This window comes from Kordiimonas lacus (genome assembly GCF_001550055.1).
Classification (GTDB): domain Bacteria; phylum Pseudomonadota; class Alphaproteobacteria; order Sphingomonadales; family Kordiimonadaceae; genus Kordiimonas; species Kordiimonas lacus.
This window is the reverse complement of the sequence record NZ_LRUA01000010.1, coordinates 517,421-535,732: the sequence shown is the minus strand read 5'-3', so window position 1 is coordinate 535,732 and position 18,312 is coordinate 517,421. Positions and strand designations below refer to the sequence as shown.

Genomic DNA, 18,312 nt, shown 5'->3' with positions numbered 1-18,312 from the left:
TGTTTTGGCTGGTAGCTCGGGTGTCAGGCGATCTCCTGTTGTTGCTGCTTGAGCAGGTTCATATCCAGATAGCGCTTCATGCTCCACTTGGTACCAGCGATGTGCCTTAACCTGGCTGCAGCCAGGTTAAGGGCGCTTTCGCCATCGGGGAAGGCCCCGACAACCTTTGTCCGGCGTCTGATCTCGCGCATGATGCGCTCAAGCGGGTTGTTGGTCCGTATCCGCTGCCAGTGCCGGTCCGGGTATTTGTAGTAGGCCAGCGTTTCCTGCGCGGTCTCTTCCGCCCAGTCTGCCACCTTGCCAAGCCTCATGGCGCGGAGTTGTTTGATCACCATTGCCGCCTTCTCACTGGCAGCCCGATGGCTTTCCTGGGCGTGGATCGCCTTCAGCATCAAGGAGACCTCACGCACCTTCCCGCTTGGCACATGGCTGAAGATATTGCGGTACCAGTGGACAATACAGCGTTGCCAGTCGGCATCGGGATAAAAGTCACCAATGCTTTCCCTGAGCCCCAGACAGGCATCCGAGATCACCAGCTGCACACCGGTAAGACCGCGTTCCTTCAGGTGGCGCAGAAAGCCGGACCAGCCTGCACGATCTTCCTTGTGGCCCTCCATGATGCCGACAATCTCGCGGTAGCCGTCAGCGTTGACGCTCACCGCCACCAGCAGCGAGACATTGCGAACCTCGCCAGCCCAGCTGCGCTTGAGCACAATGCCGTCCAGATACAGATAGGGGTGCTCGCCCTCAATCGGCCGGTTGCGCCATTCTTCAATCTGCTTGTAGATCTTCTTGTTCAGGTTACTGATCGTCGACGGTGACACCCGTGTGCCCCACAGCGCCTCGGTCACGTCCTCGACACGGCGGACACTGACACCCGCCAAATACATCTCGATCATCGCTTCCTCGACCGAGCTTTCCCGGCGCCGGTAACGCTCGATAATCGCCGTCTCGAAGGTCTGCTGCCTGAGCTTGGGCACCTTCAGATTAACCTCGCCCGCCTTCGTGTGCAGCTTGCGGCCATATGACCCGGCTCGCGTGTCACGACGGCCATCACTGCGCTCATAGCGGCCTGCTCCGCACAGGCGGTCGGCTTCGGCGTCAAGAAGCGCATTCAGTGTCTCCTCGACCGTGCCCCGCACGATCTTGCCCAGATGATCCTGTATCCGGGCATCGTCAATTTTGATGACATTGGTCAACGTCTTTGCTGTATCGTCACTCACGGTGGTTCCTTTCCTGTTTGCCTTTTGTTTGGTCACAAAAAGCCTGACAGATCGGAGCCACCAGCCTCAATTCTTAAATGTGCGAAAAAAATTGTACGTTATCCGTTGGCTTGCCGAAGCTCCCTGTTCTCCCGCTCAAGCGCCTTCAGCTTGTCAGCGACTTCTGTCGGCACTCCGGCCCTCTGACCGCTGTCAACCTCGGCCTTCTTCACCCATTCATTCAGCGTCTGGGGTACGCAGCCAATCTTGCCGGAAATGGAAACAATCGCCGCCCAACGGGACGGGTAATCGCCTTCATGTGACAAAACCATGCGGACCGCACGATCGCGGACTTCTGGAGAAAATTTGTTTGTGGTCTTGCTCATAATGGCTCCTTTTACTCAGAAGTTGGAGCCTCCGGCAATCCCGGGGCGGTTCAACCAATCACCTTTGATCACACCATAGTACAGCAGTCGCACCTAAAATTCCGCATACAGTTATTGCTATTGCGGGGATTTGTAGTGGAAAGTCTACACTAGAGTGTAGCGCCATTTGCAGCATTATACTTAATGAACATACGGAGAAAACCTCTACCGTGAAAGACGTATGTCTATGGGAGGCAAACTTTACAACAAAATATGTAAGAAGAAAAATGAGCAGCCCCCCAACGATTGGGCCGGCAGTTAGAAGAATTTCCAGATAGTCATTATGGGCCCTCAAAACAATTTGTTGTAGATCCGGCGCCCTATGCATAGAAAACACCTCGGGAAAGGTTCCAAGACCCGTTCCAAAGAGAGGCCCCTCTTGAATAAGTTTTATCAAAACAGGATAAAGTTTGAACCGATAATTGCTTTCCAAGTCTACATTCATCCGGTATTCAAACATATCTCCACTGAACGCAAAAACAGCAAAGAAACTTATAAGAAAAACTATTAAAGCCCAGCTGCCGGATTTTGCTTTGCGGGTGTGTTCTCCTGTACCCAGATCGCCAAAAGTCAATCGCAACGTTAGGTATACAATTGTCAATGTTACACTTATTATGCCCGCACGGGATCCTGTCAAAAAAAGCGCCGTCAACACTAATAGAATGCTTAAACAGAGAATTTGACACTGGTGCGGGTGTCGACGGAAAAAATAAAAAACTTTAGACTTTAATCCGGCAAACTTAGGGGTCGATACATTAAACAACCAGTAAGAATAGGCAATTAGACAGTTCAAACCTATACCTACATATGCCGCATAACTGTTCCTGTTGACAAAAGTAGAAGTCAGTCCTTCACCCACAGTCCATCTATCGTACCATAAGATTTTCTCGTTGCCGGTGAAATATACAACTAGCCCATATATGCAGTAAACAGTCACCGTAAGACCGATCAGCCGGAAGAACTTAGGAACCATCATAGTGCCCGTGGTTTTTGAGAAAATCAGCAAGAAAAAAGCCAGATAGCTAAGTAAATATATAGACATGCGGATGGTGCTCTCTAGGACAACAGACAATCCGAATAGTACCTGTAAGCCACCCCACAAGACCAAGAGAAGAAGCGCTGTCACTGGATAGCAGAACACCTTAGGCAGTCTGCTAACCTGCGTTGACCTGAAGTTTACGCTAAAGATCAGGCTGGCGAGCCCTATAAGGACCACAAAGCTTAATTGCCAAATTGGCCGGGCGCTTGCAAAGGGCAGTGGAGCGAGCATTAACAACGTACTAAGAAAGCGCATCATACGCACTAGCCTGACTAGGTAAGAGTTAAAGTATAGCTGCTAAAAGTCTATTGCGGGCCACAAATTCCCGCAATCAGTATTCCTAATTCTGTTGAAGGTCGTTTCAACTTTTGTAAGACAAGCCCAGCATGGCGTTTTCCAAGGTCTTGGCCAGCTTGGCATAGTCATGATGCTCGAGGACTGCTTCCCGCCCTCGAGCGCCCATTTCCGCTCGACGGGCATCGTCCATACTTTTAATCTCCCGAACGGCCCGAGCCAGTTTTTCTGGATCTTCTGCAGGCACAGTCAGTCCAGCATTGTATTTGGTCACGGGGTCGTACTTGCCGCTGAATGAGTGCAATACCGGGCGTCCAGCATAGAAATAATCAAATAGCTTGTTAGCCGCCACACCGTGATCATACAATGGGCTATCTTTCCAGCCGATCCAGCATGCGTCGAATCGGGCTATCGCATTTTGAACTTGCGCTTTCGGTATGCCATCAATGAAGCGAACATTAATTAGTCCGTCACGTTCAGCCAGGGCTTTAAGGCGAGCGCCCTCCATACCATGTCCGATGATGACATAGACAATACTTGGATCATCAAGTGTCCGTTTCGCAGCGCCTAGTAAGGTGTGTAATGACATCGCAACTGCCAAAGTCCCAGTAAAACCGACCACAAACTTGCCTCGTGGGATTTGCTCTGCGACCGTGGGCGAGATCGCCTGAAAGGCTTGCAACTCAGGGACACACACACCATTCGGAACCGATAAGAAGTCCTTAGCGCATATGTCAAAAGTCTTTATGTGATCGAAAGCACCAGGAAGATTGGACAATACCAAATCGGCATTTTTGTATGCCCTCTTCTCGATCCATTGTAATAGCCGAATCATGGGATTGCGCTCGGACAGGCCACCAAGTTGTACGAGTGTCTTCGGCCAGATGTCCCGAACTTCGAACATCAGCCGGGCCCTAAATCTACGCGCTAACCACTCTGCCGCCAGGAAACCAATTGGAGCCGGAGACGAATAAAGAATCACATCCGGAGCTTCTCTCAGAAGGCGTTTTATCCCCAAAAGCTGAAGACTAAAGTAAAACCAGTTGGCAACGCGAAGCTTGTCGTGGGCATGCCTATAACGCAACACATTCAGATTGACGAACCGGAAGCCCTCAAAATTTTGAATGCGGGGTGCGGCGTAGGCAACGTCTGAATTCCTGGTCAAATGCGACCAGCGCCCCGCAATCACAGAAACATCGTGCCCGCGCTCAGCAAGCTCGCGCGCAAGATGGCGATGTCGTATACCGACACCTGTGCTGGGAAGGGTTGCATATTGGTTAATTATCCAAATCTTCATTTTCTTAGCTGGCCGTGCTTACCAGTGCTTAATTGGTGCAGGTAATGTTTATAGGTAGCCTAATATGAGATCAATCGTTCGGCAAGTCATGCCCGCCATGACTGTTGCAAGGGAATGCCTTCAACGTCATCGGACCATTGGTCAAGACCATACCAGGCTGTGGTGTGAAGCCGTCAGCGTAATAGTCATGCACAATCAATAAACCGCCCGGTACTTTGATCAAGAATTTTTTGTTCCCAAAAACTTCAACAATCTGCCCACATTTCGCGCTTTCAAAGCCGAAGCCTCCATTGTCCAGCTCGAAAATGGCTGCACGAAGAACAGAAATACGGATATTATCGTGAAAGGTGAATGCTCCATTGAACGGCGGTGCCACCGCACGAATGAAGCGCTCCGTAGTATCTATGGGCCCGGTCCAGTCGATCAAGCTGTCGTCAGGTGTGCGCTTTGGATAGTATGTCGCGTCCAAGTTGCCATCTTGGGGCTGATATGGCACTTCGCTTGCAGCAAAATGCACCAAGTTACGTTTGATAATCGCCGCCATGGCCAGCGTATTCTTGTAATGGAGCGTTTCAGCGGTGTCGGCATCGTTTATGCCAAAGGCAATGCAGTCGACCACATCTCCGTCATCCACACCCGCTTTGTACTTAAACAAGTTAGTGTAAAAGACCTTGCGCCCTTCGATCAACGACCAATTCATCGGTGAGCGCCCACGTCCTATTGGCAGGTTGGCCGCGCTGCCATGCATTCCAAAAACACCGATACGAAAAGTTGCTAGGACGTCTTCTGGTACCAGCCGTTGCCAGCCGTTAACAAAGCCGATATCAAACTTTTCCTGCTGAAAGAACGTAAGATCCTCTTCGGATTTCTGATCATATCGCTTGGAATATCTCAGCCGCACACCGTTGCTAGAACACCACGGAGCAAGGTCGCTGAAATCCGCAACCTGAGCCCTTTTGGCTTTATCCGCCGAAATCGTTACCACCGTGTTCAACGGGAGGGTCTCGAGAATGTGGCGAGCGAGCAATTCGGTCGTGGATTTACATCCAAACAAACAGACCTTCATTTATTCCTCCATAAAACGCCGTAAAGCGTTGCGCGAATATGACAAACAGTTCGCTTCGATATGGTTTTGAAACAAGTCGACCCGGCGTTCAATGAAAGCATCCAGGGTCTCCTGAGGGGTCTGCTCTGCAATCATCCACCAGATGGGATGAATAAGAAGATGAATAGATTCGCAGGCCGAGAAGGATTCGGACTTTTCAGGCGCGCCGAAACGAAACGACCCGCGCGAATCTGAGAAATAATTGATTTCTTTTAAATATTTGCTCTGGTAAGTATGAGCAACTTCGCCGATCTTTTGGTCGTGTGATAGGAAAAATGGATTAGGCCGGTGTAAACTGATCAGATCGACATCCAAATCGAACCAATACTTGAATAGCCTTGTTTCTTTGGTAAGCCCTTCAAGACAATCAGAGTAACAAAGGGGATCGAAGTGTAAAGACACTTTGTGCCCCAAATCTATGATTTCCTCAACACAAGCGGCGTTTGCAGTTGACAGAAGATTGTAACTGTCGCTGGCTATCATGAAGAAGTAAGTTGCCTTAACCCCCATGCTGGCCTCAATCTTAGCCATCTGCAGTGCCAGTTTACAGTCAAAATCAATATCATGGCGCAAATAAAGTTTGCTTTCGGGCAACAAGTTTTCGGCAACGAGGGGCTCGATAGCGTAGCCTTTTTCAAGGAATATACGGAGAAATGACCGATAATCGGGAAACATCATGATATGGAACCGCGTTTATTGTGTGTATTAAGGCGCCACAGCTCGCATTTGACGCAATCTATCGAGAAGCTCGCGTGCCGCGAGACCTGGTAGAGCTTCATTTGGTGTAATCCAGCAACTCACGGTACATAGAGATGAGTTTCGGTTCCTCGCTGGCCTCCCAGTTCAAACGCTCACGTACCGCAGCTTGCCCGGCAAGGGCGATTCTTTGCATGCGGACTGGGTCGTTTAGCAGGTTCGAGATTGCATCGGCATAGTCCTGTTGATCGTCGCTGTCGATCAAAACCATCTCCTCAGTGCTTAACTGGCCGGCTAGTTCGGGAAAACGCGAACAAACAACTGGTAAACCACATACCATATATTCATAAACCTTCATGGGCAATGCCACCTGAAACCTTTTTTCCATCGGGTGATAATTGAACCCAATTTTCGCACTGCGCAATATACCCGCGACCTCAGTATGGGGTACCTTGGGGATAAATGTCATCGCCTGCAACACTTCATTAGATGGCACGTTCTTGCGCATCCAGTCTTGCGTCGCTTCCGGCACTCCAAGTAGCGCTGCCTTAAACAGTGGCCGCTGCTGGCTGAGGAGCGCAATCATTTTCATGAAAGGTCCCGCCCGGAACGGCGACATCGACCCCATGAAGATAAGGTCATACTCCTTATTCGGCTGCTGACCTGCATCCGGAAAAACCTGGAGCGGCAACAGGTTGACACAGGCCAGGGAATCAGAATTGTTGCGTACCGTAATCCGAAGCGCTTTGGTAGGGAACACAGATCGGTCGAACAGTGCACAAGGTAGCTTCTCTAAGAAAAGGTTTAACAGAAAGCGCTTGATCGCCCTCAAAGGACCACACCGCATATGAGCTGTCTGGACTTCAGAGTAGAACTCATGAACATCCCAAACCATTTTATAACCCAGAATCTTCATCACGAGGGCCACCGGAATAATTTCAGGATCATGGAAGTGTACGATCCTGGGTTTGAGGGCTCGAACCTTGACGAAGGCGGCTAATGGCGACAACAGTCTGCGTTTTAAGCGTCCGCTGGGGCGCCGCAAAGGCACAATCTTGATGCCGTTTACACTTTCCATGTTCGGGGTCTTAGATGGACCTACGACAACCGTTCGAATGCCTGCTTGATGGGCACTTAGTGCTTCGCGATAGAAAATCCGAGTGTCCAATACGTCGTGGACCGTTGTTAAATGAACCAAGTCAATGGTTTCTTCCAAATCAGACAATTTTTTGAACTTTCGCGATCTTGTCTACACTGTTTTTCCTTTCCACTATTCGCAAAGCGCCGTGGCAGGCAAGGAATATCAGGCACCCAAAAAGAAGAAATGAAGTAGCGATTGTTCCGCTTTTAAGTGAGAGAGAAAAAACAAAAATAGCCATAAAGAAAAAATGTGGCGAACTGCCGTGCAGCCTTTGTACGCGCTTGATACCCTTAGCAGCAAGGAAAGCCAAAGCGCCTGTCGTGCAAAGACCAAACGAGATGATAGTCTCGATCAGCACATTATGCGGATATAAATCTTCTGCGTAGTTGAAATAGTTCTGGAAAAACCCAAACCCACACCCAAAAATCAGGCAATAGGGCTCGTCCTTAAGTAACCTAAAACTATCAAGCAGCAACGTATCTCTCATGCCAAGGGAGTAAGAAAGAGCAAGATAGCGATCGAACAGAACAAAGTTACTGGAAATAAAATCGCCAACCATATTACTATAGAAACTGCCGATTGCAAAAACAACCCCTAGGAACATAGCGGCATATATGAAGCGAAGCGCAAGCAGAGAAACGACGAAGGCAAAACCGAAGTCACCACGCCCACCTCCAATGAACGAGAGAAAAAGGAACAGCATAAGGAGCGCAATGCATGTAAAACGTATTGTCGACCTCTGAGTTGATCTAGATAGAAGCGTTGCAGAAAAGACGGCAGCCAAACCATAAAACTTGCTAATTCCTTGAGAATAATTAATTGCGACACCTTCGGACGTGGTTAGATCAAAAACGAAGCGTGGAACTCCTGCAATCACCAGGCCGCCCTGTGAAATTGTGAAGATAAGGATCAGCAAAGCAAAGTAGATATACATCCAAGCCGCCCGACCAGACAGTATTGGGTCTCCACTTTCCGTTAAATAGAAAGATGCGCCAATACTCACTGACAGACCCACCCAGATCATACTTGGAAGCACGAATTCGCTCGGAGAAGGATAAAAAAAACCTGAGACGACTATCGAAACGATGGCCACAATGGTCATTATAATACTACTTAAAGCAATCACCCCCAACTTGAATGGGCATTTTGCTACCCTAAATAGCAATGCCAGAGCGACTATGGCTATTAAGGCTGAGCGCACAAAAGCGAGAGGTGCTATGGTAGAAGCGGCTGTGCTCGCCCATGCTACAGTGACTATACCGACACAGGCAAAGGCTGCGGCGTCTGAAACGATTGAAGGCGATAATTTCAATGCTACTGGACCTTTTCTTTGATTACTATCCTATGCTTCGCTCGCGCGGTGAACAACTTTTCTCTCGGGACAAATCGAACACCAATCTCTACAGATTCGCCCAAAGTTGTCCGTAAATATTTTAGAATGCGGTCAATGCTATTTTGCGGTACAGCTGAGCGGTCATCGTATACCAGTAACGTAAAATGCCCCGGAGCTTGGTGTTGGATTATAGAGTAAGCTGAAGATATCAGTCCAAGTGCCGCGATCCCAGTTCTAAGAACCACCGGCGCGATCAAGTCACCGTTGGCACTGGTGATTTGATCGTCCAACCGACCTTGGATACCCTGCAAACGAGGCCAACACAGGCCGCAGGCACAGGTCTCAGCAGTGATGTTTTCCGCGAGGTCCCCGGTCCGATAACGAAGCATCGGCATAACGTCATTGAGAAGTGAAGTGCCGAGAATCTCTTTTTTTCCGTCTATTTCTTCAAGTTCACAGATGCCGATTGCTGGGTGTATATGATAGCCGTCAAGTTCAGGGCATTCGCTGGCTGCCATGACATTTTCGCCAGAGCCGTAAGTGCCGAAAATCATAGCCTTTCCAAGCCACTTGCTAAGTTGCTGACGCTCATTCTCAGACATGTTTTCGCCAGTATAACTAATCAAAGGTATCTTCGGTGCTGATTGACCGATCCTTTCTGCAAACTGCTTGAGCATCAAAAGCGCCGAAGGGTGCGCCTGGAACATCTTAGGGGCGAATTTGTTTAACGCAGTAATATACCGAGCAACAGTGCTTTCCGAGAGCGCATGCACACCTAAAAGCAATTGGTTTTCGAAGACGTTACGGATTACTGTGCCTTTTGGTCGTTGACCCATGTAGCGGCCAGCTAGGGTGGCACGGCGGTCAAGCGCAGAAAACCCGAACCACAAATAAAACTGATAGAGCATCGCATATGCTTGTGCAAAAGCCATCCTCCGCGGCAATGTGAAACGCACTGGTTGGCCGGTGGTGCCACTACTTTTCCGTTCCACTTGCGCAGCTTTATAGTTGGGCACCAACATCTCGGAACCAAACTGCCTCAGGTCGTCTTTGCTCAGGTATGGAAGGCGATTAAGGTCGTCTAAGTCGTTAATTTTATATGGGTCAAAGCCCACCTCTCGAAACACCCGGCTGTAGTAGGGCGTAGTATTTGCAACTTTCGCAATATGACGAAGTCGTTCCAACTGGTAAACTTTGATTTCTTCCGAATTCAACTGCTCCAGCGTACGCCACTCTGACAATGTACCGCGCATATCGAGTGAATAGCGGTTGAGGCGGTAATAAGAACCTAAGCCATTGGCCAAAAAGGTCAAAGCCCATTCGGGAATAGCGTCGATCACCTTTGTAGTTAGAGGGGAGGCCATTGCTTATTCTTACCTGCGCAGAAGTAGGTCGTAAAGTTTTCTGGTGCTTACGCGCCCTAGCTTTGCCCAAAGAGCAGGAAAACCGCCGGCTCGAAAATCTCGACGACTGGATTGAAACAGACGTCGCCATTTGCTTCCCCGCCAAACAAGATAACGGGCATCGGATTGGCCGTTGGTGATCATGTCTGACAAGTCCCTCAGCTTTCTAAAGACAGTGTCCTTTGACTCACCCGCTAAAAGTGAGAGACTCAGATCCGCGCCTCGCTGCACAACTTCTATTTCAAAGGTGTCGGCTCGCGCATCGTTCGCTAAGGCAAAGATGGCAACCAGGGCCTGATCCCGACCATCGTTTAGCTTGTCGAATACAAAATCACCCATGCTGAAGAATACGACCCCATCATCTGTACGATCAATCCCCTGAACTACATGCGGGTGATGTCCCAGAACAATCGAAAACCCAGCTTTGCGAGCCTGCGTCATTAGGCTGCGGATCGCTGGCGCAGGAAAGGATACATCACCTCCGCCCGCATGCAGATGCAAGATGCAACGATATCCTGCGTCCAACAACCTCGCGGCGCGCTGGTACAAGAAGCGGCCAGGCACCGCCAAAGTGTACCGGCTATTCAACTGAAGGTTTCCCACCGTTGTGGCACCGAATATCGCGATCTTCATACCTTGAATATCAAACAGTGCGGGTTCAACGGCTTCTTCTAGCGTTGAACCAACACCAACGTGTTGCACGCCGATTTGATCAAGCCAAGCCAAGGTTTCCGCAACAGCTTGATCACCGAAGTCACCCACATGGTTGTTGGCAAGCGATACCACATCGAACATTTCAAGAAGAGAGCCAGCAAAATCTGGGTCGCCCTGGAAATGACTATGGCTTGAAGGGTTCGGCGATCCCGCGCCACCTATCAGACACTCAAGATTACCAGTAACAATATCACCCTTTAATTGGTTCAGAATCTCAGGCGCCAGTAACTGTTTGGCGTCCGAAAATCCACTTTTGCGGACCCCCCGGCCTAACATTATGTCACCAACAGCAACCAACCGCACCCGCGAATGATTAGTCATCGTCCGCGTGCCTTGTATAGATCCCAGAAGCTGACCAGGTTAATTTTGAGATTTTTATAATGGTCCATTAGTCTTGGGTCGATAAGAACCCGCACCTCATCTTCACGCTGATCAACATACTGCGAGTTGGACCGCAGCAGATCATCAGGGAAACCGGGATGACAATAGACTTCAGAGATACCTGGTGGCAGGGTATCGGCCAGTGTGTACCAGAACGAGCCAAGAGATTTGTGGCTGTCGTCCGCATACCCAGGCGTAATCAGCCTGTCAGCTGCGACAAATCCTTTTCTCTCAGCCTGGGCAGTCCGGAAGCGCCCGCCGAGGTGCGTTATGATCCTTTTTGGATTCCTGAGATAATAGCTTAGCAAGACCGGTTTTTGAACCGGGCCGCTGTTCGAAAATAGCTGCCTCCGATGCGACCGCACACCAGGAATGCCAAACTTCTTGGCCACCCGGCTAGCTGCTTCAAAGTAAACTGGCCACAAATGTTTGTTTTGATGCCCGTCCCAATGACTTATCTTGACGCCTTGGTCTGCCAACACTGCAGCCTGAGCGGCCAATTCAATTTCTATTTCTTCGACCTTGACTTCGCCTTTAATCAGCTTGCTTCCCAAAGCAGGCCCGAAGAACCGGCCTTCCGCACCAACCAGCGAAGATACCTTCTCCAACGGGGCACAAGGCTTGCCAACATTCAAATTAAAGTGGATTCCGAAAGACACTTCGGGAAACTGTCTTTGAACTTCGCCCGCCTTGTTGAGGTGTCCAAAATTCGGCGTGCAGCTGGTGCTCGTGACAATCCCAGCCTCAAAAGTCCTCAGGATTCCTTCATTGACACCAGGGGTGAAGCCATATCCGTCAGCGTTGATGACTAGGTTTCTACCGTTTGCCATAAATATCTCCAAAGATAGGATATCGCCTAAAACGGCATCGAACGACGCAAGGCTCTAAACTGCTTTAACCGAGTGTAGTACCCGGGAAAGTCATCATGTGACGCCGGGTGGGCCGACATGATATCGTTCCACTCCTGAGCTGAAAAGCCCAGTTTGCGGCACACATACTCAATGTCCTGTTCCTGCCGTAATAAGTTTGTATACAGGGGCGTTTCTAGTTCACGAAGGGCCTCGTCACGATTCATTTGTCCCGCAACAATTAGGCTTGAAAAATGCCCCTTACGTTTGTCGAAACCAAACTTTTGGGGCAGATAGTACTCTTGGAAAAACTGGGTAAATCGCGACTCGCCATGTTTACGCGGATAAGGTTCATAGCCCAGCTTTTCTTTAAGTTCACAAATAGCTCTTTTCTTGTCAAACTCAATGTAGGATAGAAGAGACTCGTAGCGGATGCCCATTACGCGTTGATAATAGGTGAGTTCCCATGGCTCTATCATCGGAAAATTGGTCAACTTGTGTTCGCCAAACTTCCTATGCACTGCGCGAATATGCGCTGCGTCACGCTTCGAATAGGACCAGGCCTCTGGCATGATTGATTCGGTTGTGACGTTGACGCCAGTGATAACCGTCTTAATTCCGTGCACGGCCGCCACCTGGAATGTTGCTGCGACAATAGCATGATCCGTGAGCAACTCAACGTCAGGTAAGGACGCTCTAAAGAAGGCTCGTTGTAGATCCCGCATATCCGCCCAGTTGATGACATAGGTATGCAAATCTATATCGAGAATATCGACAATCCGTTTAATGTTCAAAACGGCGGTGTTAGAATTCCATCCATTATCCAAATGTAAGGCCAGTGGGCGGAGGCCCAATTCCTTGACCATCATAGCAACATAAGTGCTATCTACACCACCACTTAGACCAATAACACAGTCGTAGTCCTTGCTTTTCCCTTCGGCCTTTGCACGTTTGGCAATTTGTGCAATCTTTTGGCGGCCAAAATCACCAGTTAGCCGGTTGTTTTTTAACATAGCCTGGCCTTTGCGAGCGAGGAGGGCAACCCCTTCATGATCCGTTTCAAAATTCGGATCGGAATCGTCCAAAACCGTTAAGGCGCAGATGCGTTTATTTGGACGCGGCGTGTAATGTACGGATGTCGTGTCATTTGCATCGCTTTGGTCGGTTCTCCAATTGTCCTCATTAGAATGGAATTCGGGCATGGAAATCAGGACCGCGCGTTTGCGCCCGGCAAAAACAAAAAGGCTGCCCGCGGCAGCCGCGCTAGCACCGCCCTCGTCAATCACACGAGTAAGGTCTTCGGCGTCAGCAGCCCCACCGAGAGCGATCAGAGGAACATCCAGGATGCTCGAAATACTCTTGAAGAGCTCAATGTCATAGCCCTGTCGGGTTCCGTCGCGTGTGACGTCTTGTACAAGAACCTCCCCTGCGCCAGCCTCTTGCGCCCATAGAGCGTGCGCAGTTGGCGATATTCTCAAAATAGCTCCATCATGAGGACGTCTTAGCTTTCGTGATTCACCGTCTTTCACGACATCGATTGCGACAACGACTGACTGTTTTCCATAGACCGCAGAGACCTCCTGAACCAAGTCGCCGTGTTCAAGGGCTGAACTGTTTAAGACAATCTTCTCGACGCCCAGACGAAAAAGTCGGGCCGCTTCATCAAGAGTGGAAATACCGCCTCCGTAGGCCAAGGGCATGAAGCATTGTGATGCCAGCCGTTCAATCATCTCAAAATTTGGGCTACGGCCGTCTGCCGTTGCGTCGATGTCGAGTATGATCAACTCATCGACCATCTTCTGATTGAAAATCGACACGGTGTTAATAGCGTCGCCAAGATAAATAGGAGCCGCAAATTCGCGCGTTTTTACGAGGCCATGCCCTCGAAGCAGAAGTACTGGGATTATTCGCTTATTGATCATTAATACACTTGATCCAGTTGGAAAGAAGGGCCATGCCAAAAACATGGCTTTTTTCAGGGTGAAACTGGAAGCCCGTAATGTTCTGGTGCGCTACGGCACAGGTAAACTGATACCCATAGGTCGCTTCCATGATTGCATCGCTTTGATTTGCGCACTCTGCGTGATAGCTGTGCACGAAATAGAATCTCGGGTGCTTCGGCATATTCTGCAAAAGTCTATGGCCGATCGCATTGACAGGGCCTACAGAACCCCAGCCGACATGTGGTAAAGGCAGACGACGCGAGAACCTGTCTCGATCGAAGTGGCGGACTTTCCCCTTTATAAGGCCTAGGCCCGGGGCATCGCCTTCACTGCTGTGTTCGAAAAGCATTTGCATGCCTACACAGATCCCAAGCAGAGGTTTCCCGGCATCGACATGCTTCAATATAGCTTCTGTCGCGCCGTTCTTTTCCAGCTTTTCAACAGCGCGGCCAAAATGTCCAACACCCGGCAGAACCAGAGCCGCATCGGATGAGATTTTTTCGGCCTTGGAAACAACTTGAACCTTTGTGCCAATATGATTGAACATATTCACAAGAGAACCGATATTTCCGCTTCCGTAATCAAGAATACTGATAATTGGATTTTTCATTGTAGTTTTCTCGCAATGATCAGAATTGCCAAAAGCATGATTAGGTAAAAGGCTGCGCCAGACAAGGCATAAACCTGCATTGCCCAGGTCGGCGCCAAGGAGATGCTCAGAAGTACGGCGCCAACCCGAAGGCCTAGGCCAAAAAATTGTATCAGCATCGCATATAGCTGATTACCCGTGACATAGAAGATTGTCGAAAGTGGTGACGACAGAAACTGTAGAACTATCCAAGGCGTCATCCAGACGATCAATTCACCTGTGTATATCCATTCTCTCCCAAGTATGGGCCCTGCCAGAAAGGGTGCCAGAAGAGCGAGAAGCAACAACAACGGCACTCCAGTTATGGCTAGACCCCGGAGAACGCTTAATGTGAACTGCCACAATCTTTTTTCTTGCGAATACCTTGGTGCCTCGGCCACGAATACTTGGCCAACAGAGCTGCCAATCAACATCATCGGAAGCATCATAATATTTTGCGCCAAGTAAAGCTGCCCCACCTGTCCGGCTGCTGGAGTTGCCGCTATTGCCAGAATCGGTATTTGAATGGCCGCGACATTCGCCAAGTTCTCAGGAGTTGTATAGAACGCATACTTCTTGTTGTTATACAGGCTATCTCTCAGCTCAGTGCGAGTCAGTGTTTTCAGATTGACCCCTTCGTCCCGCAGCAAACGGCGCAACATCCCAAAAGCTCCCATACCATTATACACTATGTGCCCAAGAACTAGACCAATTGGCCCGTTGCTTGCTGTGCCAAAGACAAGCTGGGTGCCAGTACCCCCGGCAGACCGAGTGATCCGGGTTTTTGCGATCAGGCCAAACTGCTTTTGCCGACTGAACCACATCTGCAGTAACGCATATGTCCCCCCTAGAAGAAACCCTGGAACCAACAGCATTAGGTATGGTGAGAAGTCCGGGAGGTTCAGCGCGCTTACGATCCAGTTGTCTGCAAAGAGTAGAACAAGCCATAGGTTTAGGGTAAGAGTCATGAGAACCAGCCCGGACCCGACAGCTAACGCCAGTGCGTGACGATGCGTGTCTGCGATGGGAATGCCAAGGTGCAAATTTAGTGTTGCCAAGGTCAAAAGAATTGAAAGGATAGCAGAGTAAACGGCCAAAACGCTAAAAGCTTCCGGGCCAAATAATCGCGCCGTAATGGGAATTCCCGCAACGGTGATCAAATGTGCTCCGAGGGTTCCAGCCAGAAGGATAGAAACGTTCCGAACGAACCCGCGGCCTCCGAGCAGAGCGCTAAGATTTTTGAATATGCTCATCCGATGCAACTTAGCGCCATAGCAACTCGCTCGGGCACAGAAGGATCCGTGTATCCGCATATTGGCAAACTCACAACCTCGTCAGCGGTCATGTTACCGACAGGTAGAACAGCACTTGGGTCAGCAACGGCTGGCTGCCGATTAAGCGGCAGCGGGTAATGGACAGCTGTGGGTATGCCCGCCGCCTTCAGAGTCTCTTGAACAAAGGGACGGTTCGGCACCCGCACGGTGTATTGCGCCCAAGCGCTGGTGTTGTGCTCGGCGATGCGCGGCGTAACGAAGCCCGAACTGCTCAGCACGGCCGTATAGGCTTTGGCCACCTTCTGCCGGGCCTCGATCTCATCGTCGAGGATCGGCAGCTTAGACAACAGGATCGCCGCTTGCAGCGTGTCGAGCCGCGAGTTCACTCCGATACTGACGTGGTAATAGCGCTTTTCTTGGCCGTGACGTGCGATCTGACGCATCACCTTGCCCAGCTCTGGGTCCGAGGTGAAGATTGCCCCTCCATCTCCATAACAACCTAATGGTTTCGATGGAAAGAAGCTAGTGCAGGCAACGGTGCTGAGGTTGCAGGACTTGCGCCCTTTATAGCTGGCACCAAAGCTCTGCGCTGCATCTTCAATTACTGGCAAACCGTGCTTTACTGCTATTGCGTTGATTCTGTCGAAATCAGCGGGCTGGCCATAAAGTGAAACCGGAATGATCGCCTTGGTACGCGGTGTAATCGCGGCTTCCAGCAGTGCCGGGTCCATATTGAAGCTTACCGGATCAATATCAACGTAAACGATACTGGCCCCAAGAAGCACAGCCGCCTCAGCAACTGCGATGTAGCTGAAGCCGGGGGTGATAACCTCGTCTCCCGGGCCGACTCCCAAGGCCATCAGGGCGATTTGCAGCGCATCTGTGCCATTGGCCACCGAGATGCAATATTTGGCGCCGGTATAAGCGGCCAGCTTGGCTTCCAGTTCTGCAACTTCGGGACCAAGGATATACTGGCCATGCTCCAGGACACGGGCGATGCCAGCTTCGATATTCGCGCGCAGTCTATCCTGTTGTGCGGCAAGGTCAATGAAAGGGATCATGATGCGGAAGCCTCTTTACGGGTCACAACGGACCCTGAGATGGTGTAGACATCGCCCGTATGAGGACAAGAGATGCTAGTTTCGCCGGTAAGCGGCAGATCAAGTTGTTCGCCATAAGCGCTCATCCAGCCACGCTGACGACCAGGAACACCAATGATCAGTGCGTAATCCGGGACATCCCTATTGACCAAGGCACCTGCGCCAATAAAGGCATAGGCCCCTATGGTCACTCCGCAGACAATAGTACAGTTCGCACCTAAAGTTGCGCCTCGCCTGACCAACGTATCAAGATATTGGTCCTTGCGCTCGATCAAGCTGCGCGGGTTATAGACGTTGGTGAAGACCATTGAAGGGCCACAGAATACACCCTCCTCTAGGGTCACATTGTCGTAAACTGAAACGTTGTTCTGCACCTTGCAACTGTCGCCGATCACGGCCTTATTGCCTACGAATACGTTCTGACCCAACGAAACATCTGCACCGATACGAGCTCCGCTACAGATGTGGGCAAAATGCCAGACGCGGCTGCCTTTGCCAATCTGCGCACCTTCATCAACAATGGCGCTGGGGTGCTGGTAATGGCTCATCCCTGTGTCCTCACGAGGGGGTGGGACAGGTCGCCAATCGTAGAGATGGACGCATTGCGAATAGTCGAAACAGTCTCAATGGCTACTCGATTGACCTCGACGCCAAAACCGCCGCCAGAGAGAATGTCCTCGTAGATTTTGGTGTGCAATTCGGTGAAGCCATCGGAAAACTCGATATTTTCACCATTTGCAACAACCGCTCGAAAAGTTCTTTTGTCCTTAGCTCGCTCCTCTGCTGGTACATCGTTCACCTCCAGTGACAGGAACCAGCGTACCCGGGCACGTTCATATTCCAAATAGCCTGCTGCTCTGGTCGGCGTGTTCAGGTGAACAATATTTTCCTGCAGCCCTCCATAAACAAAATGCAGCATGTCATAGAAATGCACACCGATGTTGGTAGCGATACCGCCAGATTTTTCCGCCAGTCCCTTCCAACTCTTTAGATACCAGTTCCCGCGCGAGGTAATGTAGGTCAGATCAACATCAACTTTTTCACTTTCGGGCATCTTAGCGACGCGGTCCCTTAGAGCCAGGATCGCCGGGTGAAGTCGCAGTTGCAGAATAGTATGTATCTTTCTGCCTGTGTCAGCCTCAATGCCTTTCAGTTCATCGATTTGTTCTGGTTGCAGTACCAGTGGCTTTTCGCAGATCGCATCCGCACCTGCCCGCAATGTCCATTGCATATGAGCGAAATGTAGGAAGTTTGGTGTAGTGATAGAAACATAGTCCAGTCCTCGCCCAGCCCGACGTTCAGCATTGACATAAGCATCAAAGAGTTCGAATTCCGTAAAGAATTGTGCGTCTGGGAAGTGGCTGTCAATGATCCCAACAGAGTCATTCACATCCATCGCAACAGCCAGTTCGTTTCCTGTGTCTCGGATCGCTTTCATATGCCGAGGAGCAATGTAGCCAGCAGCACCGATGAGAGCAAATTTCTTCAT

General features: G+C 50.2%; 16 protein-coding genes and 1 pseudogene. All 17 read right to left on the bottom strand.

Annotated features, from left to right (window positions below; genetic code table 11):
- Window positions 1–23: 23 nt before the first annotated feature.
- The 17 genes and pseudogenes from KORLAC_RS17445 to KORLAC_RS17360 all read right to left on the bottom strand — a co-directional run bounded on the left by KORLAC_RS17445 (window position 24) and on the right by KORLAC_RS17360 (window position 18,312).
- Complete coding sequence (locus KORLAC_RS17445) at window positions 24–1,199, bottom strand: IS256 family transposase (RefSeq protein WP_139167412.1); 1,176 nt, start codon at window positions 1,197–1,199, stop codon at window positions 24–26.
- 128 nt (window positions 1,200–1,327) lie between these two features.
- Window positions 1,328–1,588, bottom strand: a pseudogene (locus tag KORLAC_RS17440) (transposase); the annotation flags it as partial.
- Between the two features lie 58 nt (window positions 1,589–1,646).
- Window positions 1,647–2,924: an O-antigen ligase family protein gene (locus KORLAC_RS17435; protein WP_068308899.1), complete on the bottom strand. Its 1,278-nt coding sequence runs from the start codon at window positions 2,922–2,924 to the stop codon at window positions 1,647–1,649.
- A 103-nt stretch (window positions 2,925–3,027) separates the two neighbouring features.
- Entirely contained in the window at window positions 3,028–4,257 is a 1,230-nt protein-coding gene (locus tag KORLAC_RS17430) for a glycosyltransferase family 4 protein (protein ID WP_068308897.1), read from the bottom strand.
- A gap of 70 nt (window positions 4,258–4,327) precedes the next feature.
- The gene (locus tag KORLAC_RS17425) at window positions 4,328–5,323 is read right to left on the bottom strand and encodes a methionyl-tRNA formyltransferase (RefSeq protein ID WP_068308895.1); all 996 of its coding nucleotides are present in this window, start codon (window positions 5,321–5,323) and stop codon (window positions 4,328–4,330) included.
- On the bottom strand, window positions 5,324–6,040 hold the full coding sequence (locus tag KORLAC_RS17420) for a polysaccharide deacetylase family protein (protein ID WP_068308893.1): 717 nt from the start codon (window positions 6,038–6,040) through the stop codon (window positions 5,324–5,326).
- 97 nt (window positions 6,041–6,137) lie between these two features.
- Window positions 6,138–7,226, bottom strand: coding sequence for a glycosyltransferase family protein (locus tag KORLAC_RS17415; RefSeq protein ID WP_338151970.1), 1,089 nt, complete (start codon window positions 7,224–7,226; stop codon window positions 6,138–6,140).
- Window positions 7,227–7,275: 49 nt separating this feature from the next.
- Window positions 7,276–8,301: a hypothetical protein gene (locus KORLAC_RS17410; protein ID WP_139167382.1), complete on the bottom strand. Its 1,026-nt coding sequence runs from the start codon at window positions 8,299–8,301 to the stop codon at window positions 7,276–7,278.
- A 212-nt stretch (window positions 8,302–8,513) separates the two neighbouring features.
- Window positions 8,514–9,896 carry a phenylacetate--CoA ligase family protein gene (locus KORLAC_RS17400; protein ID WP_068308885.1) on the bottom strand — a complete coding sequence of 461 codons (1,383 nt, stop codon included), beginning with the start codon at window positions 9,894–9,896 and terminating at the stop codon, window positions 8,514–8,516.
- A gap of 9 nt (window positions 9,897–9,905) precedes the next feature.
- Window positions 9,906–10,970, bottom strand: a complete 1,065-nt coding sequence (locus KORLAC_RS17395; RefSeq protein ID WP_068308884.1) for a CapA family protein — start codon at window positions 10,968–10,970, stop codon at window positions 9,906–9,908.
- Window positions 10,967–11,860 carry a carbohydrate deacetylase gene (locus KORLAC_RS17390; protein WP_068308883.1) on the bottom strand — a complete coding sequence of 298 codons (894 nt, stop codon included), beginning with the start codon at window positions 11,858–11,860 and terminating at the stop codon, window positions 10,967–10,969. The genes KORLAC_RS17395 and KORLAC_RS17390 overlap by 4 nt, the downstream gene beginning before the upstream one ends.
- 26 nt (window positions 11,861–11,886) lie before the next feature.
- Window positions 11,887–13,800, bottom strand: coding sequence for an N-acetyl sugar amidotransferase (locus KORLAC_RS17385; RefSeq protein ID WP_068308882.1), 1,914 nt, complete (start codon window positions 13,798–13,800; stop codon window positions 11,887–11,889).
- Window positions 13,790–14,431: an imidazole glycerol phosphate synthase subunit HisH gene (gene hisH, locus KORLAC_RS17380; protein WP_068308881.1), complete on the bottom strand. Its 642-nt coding sequence runs from the start codon at window positions 14,429–14,431 to the stop codon at window positions 13,790–13,792. The genes KORLAC_RS17385 and hisH overlap by 11 nt, the downstream gene beginning before the upstream one ends.
- Window positions 14,428–15,702, bottom strand: coding sequence for a lipopolysaccharide biosynthesis protein (locus tag KORLAC_RS17375; RefSeq protein ID WP_068308880.1), 1,275 nt, complete (start codon window positions 15,700–15,702; stop codon window positions 14,428–14,430). The genes hisH and KORLAC_RS17375 overlap by 4 nt, the downstream gene beginning before the upstream one ends.
- Window positions 15,699–16,784, bottom strand: a complete 1,086-nt coding sequence (locus KORLAC_RS17370) for a DegT/DnrJ/EryC1/StrS family aminotransferase (protein ID WP_068308877.1) — start codon at window positions 16,782–16,784, stop codon at window positions 15,699–15,701. The genes KORLAC_RS17375 and KORLAC_RS17370 overlap by 4 nt, the downstream gene beginning before the upstream one ends.
- Entirely contained in the window at window positions 16,781–17,371 is a 591-nt protein-coding gene (locus KORLAC_RS17365) for an acyltransferase (RefSeq protein WP_068308875.1), read from the bottom strand. Before KORLAC_RS17365 ends, KORLAC_RS17370 begins: the two co-directional genes overlap by 4 nt.
- Window positions 17,368–18,312 (bottom strand): Gfo/Idh/MocA family protein, encoded by a 945-nt coding sequence (locus tag KORLAC_RS17360; RefSeq protein ID WP_068308872.1) that lies wholly within the window; start codon window positions 18,310–18,312, stop codon window positions 17,368–17,370. Before KORLAC_RS17360 ends, KORLAC_RS17365 begins: the two co-directional genes overlap by 4 nt.